Origin of the sequence: Fulvimarina pelagi HTCC2506 (genome assembly GCF_000153705.1) — a bacterium.
Taxonomy (GTDB): domain Bacteria; phylum Pseudomonadota; class Alphaproteobacteria; order Rhizobiales; family Rhizobiaceae; genus Fulvimarina; species Fulvimarina pelagi.
The window spans coordinates 2078739-2094669 of record NZ_DS022272.1; the positions used below are offsets into that span (position 1 = coordinate 2078739).

Annotated in this window: 17 protein-coding genes; 3 read left to right on the top strand and 14 right to left on the bottom strand. The window is 59.7% G+C overall.

Going from position 1 to position 15931, the window contains the following annotated elements; genetic code table 11:
- Positions 1-56: 56 nt before the first annotated feature.
- The 6 genes from FP2506_RS09665 to FP2506_RS09690 all read right to left on the bottom strand — a co-directional run bounded on the left by FP2506_RS09665 (position 57) and on the right by FP2506_RS09690 (position 6225).
- A complete protein-coding gene (locus FP2506_RS09665; protein WP_007067280.1) occupies positions 57-635 on the bottom strand; it encodes a class I SAM-dependent methyltransferase in 579 nt (192 codons plus the stop codon).
- Positions 636-864: 229 nt separating this feature from the next.
- On the bottom strand, positions 865-2010 hold the full coding sequence (gene dnaJ, locus FP2506_RS09670) for a molecular chaperone DnaJ (RefSeq protein ID WP_007067281.1): 1146 nt from the start codon (positions 2008-2010) through the stop codon (positions 865-867).
- A 340-nt stretch (positions 2011-2350) separates the two neighbouring features.
- A complete protein-coding gene (locus FP2506_RS09675) occupies positions 2351-3436 on the bottom strand; it encodes an acyltransferase family protein (protein WP_187289037.1) in 1086 nt (361 codons plus the stop codon).
- 306 nt (positions 3437-3742) lie between these two features.
- The gene (locus FP2506_RS09680) at positions 3743-4186 is read right to left on the bottom strand and encodes a PRC-barrel domain-containing protein (RefSeq protein WP_187289038.1); all 444 of its coding nucleotides are present in this window, start codon (positions 4184-4186) and stop codon (positions 3743-3745) included.
- A gap of 106 nt (positions 4187-4292) precedes the next feature.
- Positions 4293-5558 (bottom strand): GNAT family N-acetyltransferase, encoded by a 1266-nt coding sequence (locus tag FP2506_RS09685; protein WP_007067285.1) that lies wholly within the window; start codon positions 5556-5558, stop codon positions 4293-4295.
- 115 nt (positions 5559-5673) lie between these two features.
- Complete coding sequence (locus FP2506_RS09690; RefSeq protein ID WP_007067286.1) at positions 5674-6225, bottom strand: DUF924 family protein; 552 nt, start codon at positions 6223-6225, stop codon at positions 5674-5676.
- A gap of 96 nt (positions 6226-6321) precedes the next feature.
- Between FP2506_RS09690 and FP2506_RS09695 the strand changes: the two genes are divergently transcribed.
- Positions 6322-6582, top strand: a complete 261-nt coding sequence (locus FP2506_RS09695) for a sulfurtransferase TusA family protein (RefSeq protein ID WP_007067287.1) — start codon at positions 6322-6324, stop codon at positions 6580-6582.
- Here FP2506_RS09695 and FP2506_RS09700 read toward each other — a convergent pair.
- The gene (locus tag FP2506_RS09700; RefSeq protein WP_007067288.1) at positions 6575-7678 is read right to left on the bottom strand and encodes a CobW family GTP-binding protein; all 1104 of its coding nucleotides are present in this window, start codon (positions 7676-7678) and stop codon (positions 6575-6577) included. The two genes, FP2506_RS09695 and FP2506_RS09700, sit on opposite strands and share 8 nt — an antisense overlap.
- Positions 7679-7764: 86 nt before the next feature.
- Positions 7765-9168 carry a D-alanyl-D-alanine carboxypeptidase family protein gene (locus tag FP2506_RS09705; RefSeq protein ID WP_007067289.1) on the bottom strand — a complete coding sequence of 468 codons (1404 nt, stop codon included), beginning with the start codon at positions 9166-9168 and terminating at the stop codon, positions 7765-7767.
- 206 nt (positions 9169-9374) lie between these two features.
- On the opposite strand from FP2506_RS09705, the gene FP2506_RS09710 reads away from it, so the two are divergent.
- Both FP2506_RS09710 and FP2506_RS09715 read left to right on the top strand, forming a co-directional pair.
- Positions 9375-10553 (top strand): M20 aminoacylase family protein, encoded by a 1179-nt coding sequence (locus FP2506_RS09710; RefSeq protein ID WP_007067290.1) that lies wholly within the window; start codon positions 9375-9377, stop codon positions 10551-10553.
- 403 nt (positions 10554-10956) lie between these two features.
- A complete protein-coding gene (locus FP2506_RS09715) occupies positions 10957-11766 on the top strand; it encodes a Crp/Fnr family transcriptional regulator (protein WP_007067291.1) in 810 nt (269 codons plus the stop codon).
- Between the two features lie 18 nt (positions 11767-11784).
- Here the strand turns inward: FP2506_RS09715 and FP2506_RS09720 are convergent, their stop codons facing one another.
- From FP2506_RS09720 to FP2506_RS09745, 6 genes are read right to left on the bottom strand one after another with little or no spacing between them, the layout of a single operon-like run.
- Positions 11785-12573, bottom strand: coding sequence for an SDR family NAD(P)-dependent oxidoreductase (locus tag FP2506_RS09720; RefSeq protein WP_007067292.1), 789 nt, complete (start codon positions 12571-12573; stop codon positions 11785-11787).
- Positions 12554-13000: a DUF423 domain-containing protein gene (locus FP2506_RS09725; RefSeq protein WP_007067293.1), complete on the bottom strand. Its 447-nt coding sequence runs from the start codon at positions 12998-13000 to the stop codon at positions 12554-12556. Before FP2506_RS09725 ends, FP2506_RS09720 begins: the two co-directional genes overlap by 20 nt.
- On the bottom strand, positions 12997-13458 hold the full coding sequence (gene mnhG, locus FP2506_RS09730) for a monovalent cation/H(+) antiporter subunit G (protein ID WP_148227528.1): 462 nt from the start codon (positions 13456-13458) through the stop codon (positions 12997-12999). Before mnhG ends, FP2506_RS09725 begins: the two co-directional genes overlap by 4 nt.
- Positions 13455-13829 carry a cation:proton antiporter gene (locus FP2506_RS09735; RefSeq protein ID WP_007067295.1) on the bottom strand — a complete coding sequence of 125 codons (375 nt, stop codon included), beginning with the start codon at positions 13827-13829 and terminating at the stop codon, positions 13455-13457. Before FP2506_RS09735 ends, mnhG begins: the two co-directional genes overlap by 4 nt.
- Positions 13829-14302, bottom strand: coding sequence for a Na+/H+ antiporter subunit E (locus tag FP2506_RS09740; RefSeq protein WP_007067296.1), 474 nt, complete (start codon positions 14300-14302; stop codon positions 13829-13831). Before FP2506_RS09740 ends, FP2506_RS09735 begins: the two co-directional genes overlap by 1 nt.
- Positions 14299-15930 carry a Na+/H+ antiporter subunit D gene (locus tag FP2506_RS09745; protein WP_007067297.1) on the bottom strand — a complete coding sequence of 544 codons (1632 nt, stop codon included), beginning with the start codon at positions 15928-15930 and terminating at the stop codon, positions 14299-14301. The genes FP2506_RS09740 and FP2506_RS09745 overlap by 4 nt, the downstream gene beginning before the upstream one ends.
- Position 15931: the final 1 nt, after the last annotated feature.

Below are 15931 nucleotides of genomic sequence, written 5' to 3' on the forward strand. Positions count from 1 at the left end.
ATGGGACAAGGGCCAACGCATAGGTCGGACGTACCGCGGCAGCGGTATGAGACCGCTCAGGCTGCCCGATAGACGATGACGCGGGCTGGCGGCAGATTTCGCTTGATCCACGGGCTTGTTTCGACCCGCGCTTCGACCGCGGCCGGCTTGACCGGTAGAGTGAGTGAATACGAAAACTGGATGAAAGGCGCGCCGTCAGCCATGATGCTGAGCGGATGGCGCACGACCTCCTCGCGCATCTGATCAGGCTTCGTCAGGAGCGGCAAACCCGAGACGACGGCCTCGAGGCGTCTTCCGACCAAAATCGACTTAAGATCGGCGGCAATCGCGTAAGCGTCGCCCTGAATGACCGTCGCTCGGGGAAAACGCCTTCTCAGGAGAGCGCAGAACTCAGCGGAATATTCAACGAGAATGAGCGAACTTTCCGGGACGCCACGTTCGATGAGGCATTCGGTGACGACGCCGGTCCCGGGACCGAGTTCGAGGACCGCTGAGCTCTCCTCGAAGTTCATGGGGTTTGGCACATAGGAGGCCATTGTCTCGCCCAGTTGGCGCGACGAGGGTGAGACGGCGCCCATCGTCAGGGGACGGCGGAGCCAAGTCGTAAAGAAGCGAGCTTCGTCGCCGATGTTCAACTGACGTCGCAGCAGCTTCGATCTCGGTAGCGGCTGCGCGACCGACGGTGACAGTGGCTCCAATAGCGACATGTACTCTCTATGTCCCTGCTCTTAGCAAGTTGAAGGCCGATGCCGGCGGTGACCGCCGTTCATATAGGGTATTGGCCGCGATTGTAGAAAAATCGGCGTCGTCGCGGGCTCGCGTCCGCCCCTATTTCCCAGCGGTCGACTTTGAAACGATGCACAATCAATCGCTTAGGTTCTCGAAAAAATCTTTCATACGCGAGAAGAAGCCATTCGATTGCGGCGAGTTGTCTTTCGAGCCGATCTCATCGAATTCTTCAAGCAGCTCCCGTTGGCGTTTCGACAGATTTTGCGGCGTTTCGACCATGACCTGAATGAAAAGATCGCCCGTCTGCGGCGAGCGGAGCACAGGCATGCCCTTGCCTTTCAGGCGAAACTGCTTGCCGGTCTGGGTCCCTTCCGGAAGCTTCACGCGTGCCGTCCCGTTGTCGATCGTCTGCACCTCAAAGGCACCGCCGAGCGCGGCCTTGGTCATGGAAACGGGAACGCTGCAGTAGAGATCGGCGCCCTCGCGCTGGAAGAACTCGTGAGGGGCTATCGACAGGAAGATGTAGAGGTCGCCGGCGGGACCACCGCGAAGACCGGCCTCGCCCTCGCCAGCAAGGCGGATGCGCGTGCCGTCTTCGATGCCCTCCGGGATGTTGACCTGAAGCGTGCGCTCCTCCGGCAGGCGACCGTCGCCACCGCACTTGTTGCAGGGGTCGGTGATGACCGATCCGCGGCCTTGGCAGGTCGGACAAGCGCGCTCGATCGAGAAAAAGCCCTGAGCCGCACGGACCCGACCGACACCGCCGCAGGTCGGACATGATGACGGCGTCGTACCCGGTTTGGCACCGCTGCCGGTGCAGACGTCGCACTGGATCGTCGTCGGTACGGAGATCTCGGCTGTCTTGCCGCTGAAAGCTTCGGCAAGGCTGATCTCCATGTTGTAGCGAAGATCCGATCCGCGCTCACGGCCAGATGTGCCGCCGGATTGACGAGCCCGGCCCCGGCCGCCCATCATCTCGCCAAAGATATCGTCGAATATGTCGGCCATCGACGAGGAGAAGTCCCCGCGGAAGCCACCGGCACCCCCGCCGCCGCCATTCTGGAAGGCGGCATGGCCGAAGCGATCATAAGCCGAGCGCTTTTGCGGATCCTTCAGGACTTCGTACGCCTCGCCCAGTTCCTTAAACCGCGCTTCGGCATCGGTATCGCCGGGGTTGCGGTCAGGATGGTATTTCATGGCGAGCTTGCGAAATGCGCTCTTGAGCTCCCTGTCGTCCACATTGCGGGAAACGCCGAGCGTCTCGTAGTAATCGGCCTTCATTCACACTTCCAAACTGCTACGACGGCGCGACCCCGGGCGCTGCTTCCGGTCCGCCAACCGGATGTCGCCTCATGGTGATCGTCCGTCCTTCATGGACATCCGCCCGGCGCTCAAAACGCCGAAGGCTTCGTTCGAAAAATCTCCGCCCTACCCAAGCCAATTCGAGTCGATATCGCCTCTCGCCATGGCTTACGACTTCAATGACCCCGGTTGGGTTCCGATTTAGGAATGTTTCGGTGGCGTTACCACAGGACTCGAAGATTTCATACAGGCCGGGTGAAGCAATCCCACGCGACGAAGTTCGGCCAATTCGGGTTCAGCAATGCCCAAGCAGATACATTCAGGGCGCGTGAACGGCTCTATGGCGAGCGCTTCCGGCGGGCCTCGCCCCCTCGATGACCTTGGCCATCGCCGGTTCGAGTAACCGGAAAGACCCGACCGCAACGACGATGGTGATCAGCATCGGCAGCACCATGAAAACGTAAAAGCTGATCCATCCAGTCGTTTCAAGCCAGCGGTCCCAGATCGCACGCAAGAAGATGAACTCGAACACCGGATGCCAGATATAGATACCAAAAGCAGCAGCGGTCACCGGCATTGCGAAGGCAAGGGCCTCAGTCGATCGCGGGTTCTGCACCTCGGCGAGCGAGCTCGTAAGCAGCGAGAGAATAAGCAGAGCGAAGATGACGTACCAAGGCTGGAGCGTCAGCATGCAGGTGACGGCGAGCCCCATGAAAGCGATCCCAAGATACGGGGTGTCGACCTTGAGTGTTTCGCTCGCGACGATGCGTGCGAGGAGTCCGCCGATCATGAAGTCGCAGAAAGCCCGGTAGGCACCGAAAGAGTCGGCGGACGTCCAGTGGCCGCTTGGGAAAACACCCATAGCGCTAACCCATTCCAAGCCAACGAGATAGGTGACTATTACTGCCGAGAGACCGAGAATACCTCGCTTTCGCACGGCGAGGACGATTACCGGGAACAGAGCATAGGAAAAGAATTCCGCACTCACCGACCAGGACACGTAGTTGAGTGCCAGATCCGGCGTCAAGCCGAGCGCGTGTATTCCTAGGAGGTGGTAGGGCAAGCTCTGGAGATCGAGTGCCCACGGGTAATGTGGGGCGTTGATGGACCAACCGTATACTGCCGCGCAGACGAAGAAGAGCGTCGTCAGGAGGTGCAGCGGGTAGAGGCGAGCGACCCGTCGGCGTAGAAACGATGTGTAGTCCGCTACGGTCTGAAGGCTGTCTGTATAGCGGCTCGTGATGAAGAAGCCCGAGATCATGAAGAACATGTCGAGAAGCGGCAGCAGTCTGAAGAGATATTCGATCGCGATCTCGGAACCCGCGGGCCCCCAGAAGAGGAAGTGGTAGGTCATGATGAGCATGGCTGCGATGAAGCGCCAGCAGTCGAACACTCTGAAATACACCGGAGACTGGCTCCCAACTTGCAACACCGACAGACCGGGCTCACTCGGGTACAAGCCTCGGTTCTTCATCCGGATCATGCAATTCGCAATGCAACCTGCAAGCAGACGGTTAAATCGCGGTTAAGCCTTCAATTTTAGTAAGTCGGCAGAAACAATAGACTGGGACCCCACGCAGCACCTCATAGACAGCGCTGCGGTGTCATGGCCGTATCTAGCGTGAGACGGGACAAAGTTTGCTGCAGTCCGTCCAAGGATAGCGGTCCTGCAGATTTACGAAGATCAAGCGCTTCGTTTCTCAGGAGGCGGTCAGCCTTGAAATTCGGGCAGCTCGCTAAGTTCGTTGGCAGTCATGCTGGTCCGGAGCCGTCCAAGATCGAGCGAGAGCCGGTTCAGCATGAGTACGATGCGCTTCTCGCCGAGCCCGAGAAAACCGCCAACTTCGATGACGACCGCCTGGGGAACGCCATTTCGGTCGCCAAGCACCTCTGCGACCCCGCCGATCTCCTCGTCGTCTGATCCGATGACGCTCATCTCCGCTATCTGACCCGCCATGAGGTTGAGCGCCGGGATCGGGGTCCTCTCGTTCTCAACCGGTATAAGCACCTGCGAGGTCGCCGCCGTCTGCCGCTCGCCGGCTGGCTGCGTCGGCTGATCGCTCCGCGCCTCTGCGGAACCGTTGGCTTCCCCTTCGGCCTGGGAAGCATCCTGCGCCATGGCGCTAGCGCCGAGAAGAAGAACAGCCAAGGTCATCGCGAGCATTTTCATGAGGTTGCGGTCCGTCTGATAACGATATTGCGTGAACGGGAACCGCCTGCTTTCGCTCCCCAAGGCCTCGAAAATGTGAGCAGAAGGGAAATTAGCGGCCGAAGGTCGAAAGAATGGCTTCGCGCATGAGGCGAACGCGGTTGGCCGTTCGCTTCGATTGCTCGATAGAACGACCCACTGCATCGACCGCAGCACCGGCCTCCTGCTTGAGACCCAAGACAATTGTGCCGATCTCCAATCGGTCTCGCCAGAACCGGTTCATGACAAAATGATCCGGCATCGCACAGGAATCAGCTCGGCGAATGGTCGGGTCGGCAAGCAGGCTTCGCGTTGCTTCCGCTACGATCTGTTGGCCGGGCGAAGTCTTAGCGTAGCGCTCGTCATATGCACTTTTCCATGCATAGACATCGCCGCCATCGACCAGCATCACGATGCTGGCGATCGCCTCTCCATCGAGCCGCAGGGTGAAGATTCGCGCCCGGTCCTTCTCGGCCAATGCATTCAGCGCCTCGCGCGCAAAAGCGGCGCGGTAGCGGTCACTCGTTAGCGCACTTCGGGCCCTCCCCTTCCAACCAGACGCTTCGAGGATGAAGAAGTCCTCGAGCGCGATGCGAAATGCATTTGCCTCGCGGGCTATCTCAACTTTTACCGAGCCGAAGCTTTCGAGCCGGCGCCGACCACGTTTCAGTTCGCGCAGGCGTTTGCCAGAAAGATTGGCCTGAATCGCATAACGGGCTCCCCCGCCAGGTGTCAGAGCAGCTCGGGAGAAGCGGTTGACAACCTTGATCGGCAGGTGAAGTTCGTCTGCACACTGTTTCACTGCCGCAGCCATGCCTCCCTCGATCCGAACGTCCGGAAAGACGAGGATGTCGGGAAACTCGAGCTCGGAGCCCGCGAGTGTCGTGACGAGGCTCTTCAATGTGCCGACCGGATCGTCGCCGTCGAGCGGCAGTGTACCGAGGGGACCGAACGGATGGCTCCAAACGCGCATGACCTGTACGCGGGCAAAAAGGCCGACCCGTTCCACTGAGAATGGCAAGAGCAGGCGAAGCCGGCTGCGATCTGCACGCTCGTCGCGGATCACCATGAGGCGGACACGTCGATCCTCAAGGCGCGGCATCGCCGGTACAAGAAAGCGCGGATCGTAAAAGATATTGCGCTCGATCGAGCGTTCGGAGAGATGGATCAGTTCGTCAATAAGGCCGAACGCATGTCTCGGTTCGTAGATCGAAACGCTGCGGCCCGGATAGGCAAGTCCAGCCGATACTTCCAGGCGCGGTGTCGGACGGATCCCTTTCTCTAGATCAGCGGGTTGATCCGCGAGTTCTTTCTGAGTTGCAAGTTGGATGGCGGACATCGGGCTGGTTTGGGCCTTGGTCAATGCGAAGACAAAAATGGTTTCGCCAAAAATTCGCAGATAAGGCTTAAGATTTCACGGACGTTCCCCTGCCGAACAGCGTAAGGACTGCGACTTAGCCTGAGTACCCGCCTTCGCGGAGATAGTCCATTTCGGCTTCAGTCGATTGCCTCCCGAGGACAGCATTTCGATGGGGAAAGCGCCCGAAACGGGCAATGATATCCCGATGATGCTTTGCATATTCTATGTTTTGCTCCGTGCCGACGCGCTCCATCCACATCACACAGGCGTCCTGGTCTACCAGATCTTCAGAATGCATCAGCGGCATCGCGAGGAACTGATTGATCTCCTCCGAGACCGTCTCGTGATCACCCCGTTCTAGAGCAACAAGCCCGATCTTCTTAGCTTTCTCGTCTGTCGCGTAGGCTCGGGGTGTTCCACGGAACATGTTGCGCGGAAATTGGTCGAGCAGGATAACCAAAGCGAGCGCGCCAGTCGGCTCCTCGATCCAGTCATCGAGATGACCTTCGGCCGCCTGTTCGTAAATATCGAGAAACCGGCTTCTAACGGTCTCGTCGAACGCTTCATCCTTCGAAAACCACTTTTCGGACCCCGCATCCCACCAGAATTCGACGATGGTGTCCGGCGCGACCACATAGTTGTTCATCGAACGTTCGTACCCTCCAGGTCTCGGGTTCAGCCCTGGATCCTGATATAGACGGTGCGAAGTTGCGGAAAAGGCGGGACGTTTTCTAGCAGAGCGATGTGGAATCTTGATCTCACCGGGCTGAAATGCCCGTTGCCCACGCTGAAGGCACGCAAGGCGCTGAACGGAGCGCCTGCCGGCAAACAGGTACGGATTCTCGCCGACGATCCGATGGCGGCGATCGATCTGCCACACTTCGTCGCCGGCTCCAAACATCGCTTGATCGAGAGCGGGCGAGACGGCGAGACGCTTTGGTTCGTCATCGAGGCGGGCGGGCCGCCCGCACCAATCGATTGCCCTTTCGACGCAGTCAGTTGAAGCTCATTCCAGGAATGACGAGCGGATTGTCCTCGATGGCAACGCGGTCCGGTGCGTCGGTGCGGGCCCCGCCGGTAAACGCCGCGAAAAGGTCGCGGACGCGTGGCTCGTTCAAGTTCTCGCCGATAATCACGAGCCGCGACTGACACTTCGCATCTTCACGCCATGCCGGAAGCCGAGCCGGCGGGTGGAGATAGCCGCGCACGCCATGAAGGACCAACGGACGTTCGGGGTGCTCGAGAGTGAGAACGATGCCTTTCATCCTGAGAATCCTTTCGCCTTCGAAACTGCCGAGCATTTCGAGAAAAGCGAAGGCCGCTTGCTCCGGAATCGGCGCGTCATGTACCAGTGCCATCGAACGGACGCTTCCGTGCCGATGTCGGTGATCATGGTCGCTTCCGACAGCGTGGCTGTGGCCTAGCCAGTCGGCTGGGTCGCCTAGGCTGCCGTCCATCTTCGATATGCCGCAATCGAGGATTCGATCGGCCAGCGAGCGGGCGTCGTTCATCGCGACAACCTCGCCATGTGCGTTCACGGCTCGGATCGTTCTGCGAAGCCTCTCCTCATTTGCAGGAGCCAGATCCGATTTGGTCAGGACAATGCGGTCGGCGACAGCAAGCTGTCGGGCAGCTTCCACTCGTTCGGACAGGTTCATCTCGCCATTGACGGCGTCGACGACGCAGACGACCGCATCCAGAGCATATGCCTCGACGAGGACCGGGTGGGTCATAATGGCGGCCAGGATCGGCGTCGGATCGGCAAGGCCGGTCGTCTCGACGACAACGCGCGAAAGCGTGCGACCCTTTCGAGACCGATCGGCAAGGCGTTCGAGTGTTTCGACCAGTTCGCCGCGGACCGAACAGCACAAGCAGCCGTCGGAAAGTTCTATCAGCCCATCGCTGACCTCGGCCTCGACGAGCATCTGATCGATCCCGACCTCGCCGAATTCGTTGACGACCACCGCGGTATCGGTGACCGACGGCTCGCTCAGAAGGCGGTTGAGAACCGTCGTCTTGCCGGCACCTAGAAATCCGGTCAGGAGCGTGAGGCGGATCGGAGAGGCGGTTCTAGCTGCTGATGGCTGAAGTTCGGTCATGCCGCGAAGATGGGCGTCGACCGCGGGGGTGGCAAGCGATCATGACCGTGCTCGTTGCAATGCCCATCATAGCATAGCCGAAGACTTCAACGCGAAGCGAACTGCGGGACCGGCATACCGGGAGCGGGTTCACCATCGATTTCGACAGCAGGCGGCGCCTCTTCTGCCGATGACTTGTCAGCAGGCTCGGTACGATCGCCGGCCTCCACCTCGCTGCCCGGTTCGTCGACGCTTTCGCGAAGGACAGCAGCGGCGAGAAGGTTCTGGGCGTCCTGAGGCTGCGGGGGACGAAAGCGCGGGAGCGGAATGCCGTAATTTTCGATCAGCGAAATGCCCGCGGTGAAGTCTTCGCCGGCGGCCGCGCCGCCCAGCGATACGCGGATTGCCTTCGGCGAACGGCCCATGTCTCGCAGGAGCGGCGAGCCGTATACAAGGCTCTTGTCTCGCCGGTCGGCGACGCGATCGTTCGCTCGAGCCGTGCGCCCTTCGCCCGAACAGATATAGTTCGAGACGTCGAGGGTTACCTTCCCATCGCCGACGATTGGCAATTCCTTGACCGTCTTGTAGTTCGCGTCCAGATCGGCCTTGAAGGCAGTCTCGTATAGTTCGGCCGACAGGGTCTCGCGCTCGATAGTGCCGTTTGCGCCGAGAACGACCGCAATCAGCGTACGATTGTCACGGGTGACCGCGGACACAAGGTTGAAACCACCGGCGCAGATGTAACCGGTCTTCATACCCTCCGCCCCGTCGTATCGACCCAACAGCTTATTGCCGTTGTTCATCAATTTGCCGTTGAAGACGATGGCTTCGGTGCCGAACCAATCCTTGTATTCGGGGAACTCTTCGCGAATCGCCATCGCGAGGATCGCAAGATCCTTCGCGCTCGAATGCTGTCCTTCACCGGGCAGGCCATGCGCATTGATGAACTGGGTATCACGCATGCCGATGAGGCCGGCGGTGCGGTTCATCATCGCGACGAATGTCTCCGACGAGCCGTGACCGAGCGTCTGGCCGACGGCCGTGGCCACGTCGTTCGCCGACTTGACGAGCAGTGCCCGAACCGCCTCGTCGAGCCGCATTATCGATCCAGGCGGAATGTCGAGCTTGGACGGGGCCTCATTGGCAGCCTGTCGGGTCATGACAACAGGCGTGTCCCAATCCATCGACCCGACTTCGACAGCCTTCATGGCGAGATAGGCAGTCATAAGCTTGGTGGTCGAGGCAGGGTACCGTCGCTCAGTCGCGTTCGACTGGGAAAGCACCTTGCCGGTCTCCAGATCGACAACGATCGAAGCGAGTGTTGTCTTCGGATCTTCGGGTTCGGTCGCTTCGGCTTCTTCGCCCTTTTTTGTCGATTGGTCTACCTGGGCTGTGGCTTCGTCATCTTCCGACTGCGCGAAGCTTGGCACGGCAAAACCGGTCGTCATCAGGCCGGCTGAAATAAGAGCGGCCAGAAAAATCTTCGTTCCTGAAAAAAGCGATGCGTTCAACCGCGAACCTCATGACTCTGGAGCCTGCTTACCGGCTCGTTTAATGCGACCCTTGCAATCGCGCCACACGTATCCGTGATAATGGATCACTCGCCGTTAATTTACCGATGTGACGCAAGAATGGCACAGATGGGAAGACATTGCGGAAAGGTTCGCATATCTCCGTTCCAGTCGCCCTCATGACTCCTCATCCAGTTCGAGGCTCCATGCCCCTCAACGATCGAATAGCCGAGAACGTACAGGATTTCTCCAATTGGCGCAGGCATCTGCACCGCAATCCTGAATTGCTTTACGAGGTGCACGACACTGCAGCCTTTGTGAGTGAGCAGCTGAAAACGTTCGGGTGCGACCTGGTTGAAACAGAGATCGGCCGGACGGGGGTTGTCGGACTGATCCATGGTCGCAGCGGCGACGGCGGTCCGATGATCGGGCTTCGGGCGGACATGGACGCGCTGCCGATCTTCGAAGAGTCGGGCGTCGACCATGCTTCAAACCGCAAGGGTCTGATGCATGCATGCGGCCACGACGGGCATATCACTATGCTGCTCGCCGCCGCGCAAGTTCTCTGCGACACTCGGAATTTCGAGGGTACTGTCGCGGTCGTGTTCCAGCCTGCCGAAGAGGGCGGCGCGGGCGGTAAGGCCATGATCGATGACGGGCTGTTCGAGCGATTTCCCATGTCGCAGATCTACGGGATGCACAATCTGCCTGGATTGCCGGTCGGCCGGTTCGCCATGTGTCCCGGGCCGATCATGGCCGCTGTAGATATCTTTAAGGTGACGGTACGCGGCAGCGGCGGACATGCTGCCCTACCACACGGTACGGTCGATCCAATCGTCACCGCCAGCGCGATCGTGCAGGGGCTGCAGTCGATCGTGTCGCGGAATCTCGATCCGCTCGGCAGCATGGTCGTCTCGGTGACTGAATTTCACGCTGGCTTCGCACACAATGTCATTCCGGACGAGGCGGTGTTTTCTGGGACTGTACGCTGCCTCCGACCGCACTTGCGGGAGTATGCGGAGAAGCGCATCCGCGCACTTTCCCAAGGGATTGCAGCAAGCTTCGGCGCGAGCGCGGAGGTGGAGTGGCGGAGCAGCTATCCGCCGACGGTTAACGATGCCGCCGAGACCACCCTGTGCGCCGAAGTCGCCTCTGACGTCGTCGGCATAAACCAAGTCGACGATGCGGCCCAGCCGCTGATGGCAGGCGAGGACTTCGCTTACATGCTGGACGAGAAACCAGGTGCTTACGTTTTCGTCGGAAACGGTGACAGCGCCGCGCTTCACAACGCTCACTATGACTTCAACGACGGAGCGATCGTCTACGGAGCCAGCTACTGGATTGCGCTCGCCGAACGGAAACTGTCCGAACTCCGCGCGACCTGAACCGGTTGCCGCAGATATACTGCTGGCTATCGGAGCATATTTTTGCCGAACATTCCCGTATCCGAGCATCGCACCGGGCGGGACAACTGACAGGAGGCGGAAGAGGTCAGGGAGGTGGGCGGCGGCGGCGGCGAGATCGGTTGCGTTCATCTACTTTCGCGGAGCTGACATTACCTATAACGGTGCCAAGCCAGAGGGCGACCTTCAGGATAGACTTCGGCCTACCGACCTTTTCTCAGAAAGTTCCAATACTTACTTGGCAAACGCTCCATCGTACGGCTTCGAACATTGAAACCACCGTATTTTTGCCACCATAATGCTCACGAAATTTCGTTCGGTCGATTTGCTGCAGAGGGACGGTGGCACTCGGCTCGGCGCTTCGAGGTAAACTTCAAAAGGGCAATTGATCGGCGACACCATGGGTTCGACAATGGACGCGCTCGCCCGGGCGCTCATCAGAAGGCTCGATCTGGTCGCATCGTTGAACGAGGACGACCGGAAGGCCTTAGAGGCCCTTCCCATTACCGCAAAGACCGTTCAAGCGGGAACGGACATTGCTGTGGAAGGCGAAGAAATAAATCATTGCTGCCTGCTTCTCGACGGCTTTACCCATCGCTACCAGTTCATGCGCGGGGGTAAGCGCCAGATTACGGCGTTTCATGTCTCGGGTGACATTCCAGACCTGCACAGCCTGAAATTCAACTCGCTGGACCACAACTTCGCAGCAACGGTTCGCAGCGAGATCGGCTTGATTCCGCACGATGCGCTCTGGAATCTCTGCATGGAGCGACCCAATATCGCCTCAGCCCTCTGGCGTGAGACCTTGATCGACGGCTCGATCTTCCGGCAATGGATCGTCGCGCTAGGCCGGATGTCCGGCACTCAGAGGACCGCTCATCTGCTGTGCGAACTGACCATGCGTCTGCAAGCCATGGGGCTCGGCGATGGTCATCGCTACCATCTGCCTCTGACACAAAACGAACTCGCCGACGCCCTCGGATTGACTGTCGTCACGGTCAATCGGACGCTCCAGACTTTGAAACAGAAAGGCCTCGTCGATCGCGACCGCTCCTGGCTGACAATCATGGACTGGAAGCGACTCTCTGAAATCGCGGAGTTCGATCCGAGCTATTTGCATTTCCGGATACCGCCGAAGATGACGGTCCCGCAGTACGAGGTGCCGGAAGCGGCGTTAAAGCAGGCGGCACAATAACGCGCATTCAGGGGGCGCTCAGCCCATGAACTGGCCGCCGTTTATCTCGACGATCTGACCGGTGACGTAACCGGAGAGCTCGGGCGCCGCGAGGAAGATGTAGGCAGGTGCGCAATCATCCGCCTCGCCAAGGCGTGCGAGCGGGATGGAAGATGCAGTCTTGGCGAGCTTCTCTTCGGACGAATAGCGACGGTGAAAATCCGTCATGATGGTGCCGGGAGAGACCGCGTTAACCCGGATCAGGTCGGGCGCGAGCTCGCGCGCGAGCGCCCGCGTCCAAGTGGATATGAATGCCTTCGAAGCCGAATAAAGCGATGAACCTGGGGAGCCGCCCACGGTTGCCGAGATCGAGGAGGTGTTCACGATCGCCGCCCCCCTGGCCTGCTTCAGCGGCCCGAGCAGGGCCGTCGTCAATTCCACGACCGAGCGCACGTTGAGGTCAACGACGCGGTCGAATTCGGCGCGGGTCACGCTCGCGGCCTTGAAACGGCCCTCCATCGTGCCGGCATTGTTGATGAGGGCGTGGATGGGACCGTTCGCTTCGACTGCGATTTGTTCCCCAAGCGCGCGTCCAGAGTCAGGCTTGGAAAGGTCACCCGTAAAGAGCGAAAGCCGTTCGCGCTCCCCGGGCGGGACCCGTTCGAGAAGATCGGCCTCGACTTGATCGAGGCTTCGACCGACGTGCGCAATCACCCTCGCTCCGCAGGCAAGGAAGGTAGCGGCAACCGCGGCACCGATCCCACGGCCAGCGCCCGTGACGACGACTGTCTTTCCCCGAAACAGGGTTTCACTGAAAGCGCGCGACACGTTTCTTTCCTTGATGTTTCGTTTCGGACCTACGTTCACCCATTGTGCGATCCTGCCGCGCGGTGGCTGCGGAAAAAATCGCTTCGACTGCGAGAATCAGCCAGGCAAGAATGATCGCGCCGCCTCCCACGGGTGCAGCTCCCTCGAAGAGCCGATCTCCAAGCCAGATGCGAGCGGCAAGATCGCTGGAAAAGAGGACGAGGCCGATGGTCATCATAAACGCAATCGACCCGATCGGACCCGGCGAGCGGTCCGCCATGATCGATAGCGCGAGAAGCACGGGCGCATGCGCGAGCAGAATACCGGCCGCAGGCACTGCGAGCGCCTGATCAGCCGTCCCGTGCGATGCATAGGCCGCGAATGCAACGCCGCTCGCACCGACAAGCGAGGCAAGAAACTGGATGCTGGCTCGAACCAGGCCTCTCATTTCTTCCTCAGATCGCTCCACTTTGGTGGCGCAATTCGCTTTTCCCGCCGCCAGGCCGGTTCCAGCGCCTTGCCGGTATAAAATTCCTGTTGGGAACGACTTTCGGCAACGCTTGCACCAGGGGTCGGTTTACTCCTCGACATCTCATCGAGAACCGAACCCGGCCAGAGATTGTAGCCAACGGTGTAAGATGCCTTCGCAAGAAGATGGGCGGAAATCGGCGCGGTCAGGAGGAAGAAGACGATCGCGGCGATGGCGCGCAAAGTCTCGGGCAGCGATTCAGAATTGATCGCAAGGCCAAGGAGCAGGAGGCTGGCCCCGACCGACCCGGCCTTTGAAGCCGAATGCATGCGGGTGTAGAGGTCGGGAAGTCGCACGAGACCGAGCGCGGCGAGCGCGATAAAGAGCGATCCGCCGACAATCAGTAACCCCTCGACGATGTGATAAAACGCGGTCACCGACCCCACTCTCCTCTGGTCCCGTGCGAAGACTTACCCTGCGGATCGCGGAATGGCAGGGACTCCAGGCTGTCTTCGTCGCCGCTCTGGCCTCGCGCGAGGATGAAACGTGAGAATGCGGTTGTCGCCAGAAACCCGACCAGACCTAAAGCGATCGCGATATCGACATAGAGCGTGAACCCCGTGTTGATGCCGATCAAAGCTATGAAGCCGATCGAGACGCTGGTCAGCATATCGAGGCCGAGCACACGATCGGGCAGCGTCGGGCCGATGATGATGCGAACGGTCGTCAACAGGAACGACAGGCCCAGAAGCACGAGACCGAAGTCGACCGCGTATTCGTAGAAAAGTTTCGCATATTCTTCGATCATCACCGAAAGGCCTCCAGGATCATTCGTTCGAAGCCGGTCGCGATATCGCGGCGGTTTCCTTCGGGGTCAGAGCAGTCGATGGCGTGTACGTAGAGCGTCGAGCGGTCCTCTGAGACGTCGACGGAGAGCGTTCCGGGCGTGAGTGTAATCATGTTTGCGAGCAGCGTTATCTCGAAGTCCCGGTCGGCGCGCAGGTGATACGCGAAGATGCCAGGCTTCAGGTTCATCTTCGGCTTGAGCACCAGTATCGCGACCCGCCAGGCGGACTTCATCAGTTCCAGCAGGAAGAACAGCAACAGCTTGGTTATCAAAAAGCCGCGCTGCATGTAGCCGGCCCCGCCTACCTGTTCACGGATCAGGTAGAGTGCACAGGCGCCGAGAATGAAGCCGAAAACCAGATTGATCAGCGTGAAAGAGCCGGTGACGACGACCCAGACCAGCGCCAGAACGAGATTGATGAGATAAAGTGTCATGGCGCGTCCCCGAACACAGACGAAATGTACCCGCTTGGGTCGACAATGCCCGCCGCAGCGCCATCCGTCAGATCGAAGAGCCATTGTGGCCACACGCCTGCCGCGATGACGAAGGCGGTAAGCGCGAAGAGCGGGATCGCAGACAGTGCCCGGTCCGGTCCGGCCGCTAGGAACTTCTCCTCGACAACGCCGCCAGGTTCGACCTTCCTGTCAGCCGCAGCGATTGGCGGAAGTGGACGCCAGAAGCCAAGAGCGAAGACACGGGCGCTGGCGATCGTCAGGAGGAAACCGGAGACGAGGACCATTGCCGCGAGCCAAGGGAGATCGCCGGAAATCGAAGCTCGTACGAGTGCGACTTTGGGCCAGAATCCAGAGAAGGGGGGCAGGCCAGAGACGGCGAATAGTAGGATGAGCATCACCGCCGCAAAGAGCGGATTGCTCCGCCAGAGCCCGCCCATCTCGCGCAACGAAGATGTCCCCGTCAAATGTGCCGCAACACCGGCAGCGAGATAGAGCGCCGTCATCACGACGATCGAATGGAGAGCGTAGAATATCGTGCCCGATAGCCCGACCGAGAGCGAGCTGGGAACCGCATCTCCATCTGGAACGGGCATTGCCAGGGCAACGAACATCGTGCCGATCCCGGCGATCACGACATAGTTGAGAAGCCGACGCAGATCCGTTTGGGCAAGAGCACCGAGGCCACCGACCAGCATGGTGAGAGCGGCTACCCACGCGAATACGGCGCTGAGTTCGGCACGTTCGGGTGGGAAGAGCATGAGATTGATGCGGATCGCGGCATAGATGCCGACCTTCGTGAGGAGGCCCGCAAACAGCGCGGATACGACGAAACGCGGCGTGTGATAGGATGCCGGAAGCCAGAAATTGAGCGGAAAGGCCGCCGCCTTCATGGCGAAGGACACGAAATAAAGCGCGGCCAGCGTGAAGAGCATTGCCGTCTTGTCGGTCTCGGCCGCCTTCTGGGCGATATCGGCCATGTTGAGAGTGCCGAAAATCCCATAAAGATAGCCGGTCGCGATCAGGAAGAATGTCGTGCCGACGAGATTGAGGAAGCAGTATTTTGTCGCGCCGTCGAGCTGCTCGTGCCGGGAGCCAAGAATCAAGAGCCCGAACGAGCCGATCAAAAAGACTTCGAACCACACATAGAGGTTGAAGACATCTCCAGTGATGAAGGAGCCGGAAACGCCGCCCATCATGATGAAGAAGAGCGGAAAGAATCCGTAACGCCGCTCTACCTTCGAGATGCTCGCCACCGCATAAATGCCACAGCACAGCGCCGCAAAACCGGACGCAGCCAGGAAGAGCGCACCCATGAGATCGGCAGTGAAGGCAATGCCGAAAGGCGGCAGCCATCCACCCATCATCATCGTCACCGTACCCTGCGTCGCGACCCGATAGAGCAATGTCAAATCGGCCAGAAAGAGCAGGACGAGCCCCGGCAAAGCGATGAGCGGATGCCAGCGGATGCTCTTGCGCATCATCAGGAGCCCGGCGCCGAATATGAAGCAGATCGCGACGGGCAGAATGACCGAGTAATCGATCAACGGCACAGCGCCTTGGGTCATCGCTTCGGCCTTCAAGGCCTCGAGTGAAGGGTCAGCAGCCATT